This is a genomic window from Streptomyces sp. WM4235, from assembly GCF_001279725.1.
Classification (GTDB): Bacteria; Actinomycetota; Actinomycetes; order Streptomycetales; family Streptomycetaceae; genus Streptomyces.
Genome location: NZ_LGDE01000222.1, coordinates 1 through 787, shown reverse-complemented (window position 1 = coordinate 787; position 787 = coordinate 1). Strand labels below are relative to the sequence as shown.

Below are 787 nucleotides of genomic sequence, written 5' to 3'. Positions count from 1 at the left end.
GGCGGGGACCACTCCCCCGGCGAAGAAGCCGTCGTTCCAGGCCTTGAGCGTCTTGCCCGAGGGGCGTACGACGGCGGCCCGGTCGTTGAGCCAGCCCGCGGCCAGGTCCTGCACCCGCGCGGACGGCCCGTACCGCTGTCGGGCGGCGGCGGCGAGCTGCGGGAAGGAGGCCTGCGGGTCCTTGACCACCAGGGCCTGGTACTCGTCGGCGCCCAGGTGCCAGGCGCCGCCGGGGAAGAGCGGGATGTACTCGCGCAGGAGCTCGTCCACGAGCTTCGCCGACGCCGGGTTCGATATGTCCACGGCGCCCTTGACCGGGCGCCCCCGCACGTCGCGCAGCTGAAGGTCCGGGTGGGCGCGCAGTACGGCGCCGAGGGGTCCGGGCGAGTCGATCTCGGGGACGACGGTGATGTGCAGGCGGGCGGCGAGCGCGGTGATCCGGCGTACGTCCGCCTTCGTGAGGTGCGGGGTGGAGACGATCTCCGGGTGGGAGGTGGACTCGATCCGGAAGGCCTGGTCGTCGGAGAAGTGCAGACCGAGCTGGTTGAGCTTGAGGTCGCCCATCTCGCGCAGCCGGTCCTCGATCCAGTCGGGGGTGAAGTTCTTGCGCGCGATGTCGAGGTTGAGGGCGCGCTGCGGCTTGGCGGGGGCGTCGCGCACCGTGCCCTCGGGGGCCTTGCCGGCCGTGCGTATCTCCTGTTTGAGGGTGCGCGTGCCGTAGAAGACGCCGGCCTCGTCGGGCCCGGTGACGCGTACCCGGCCGTCCCCGACGGTGAGGGTGTACGAC

Annotated in this window: 1 protein-coding gene; it reads right to left on the bottom strand. The window is 72.4% G+C overall.

Going from position 1 to position 787, the window contains the following annotated elements:
- A partial coding sequence (locus tag ADK55_RS16575; protein ID WP_159041422.1) for a family 20 glycosylhydrolase occupies window positions 1–787 on the bottom strand: 787 nt, incomplete at both ends.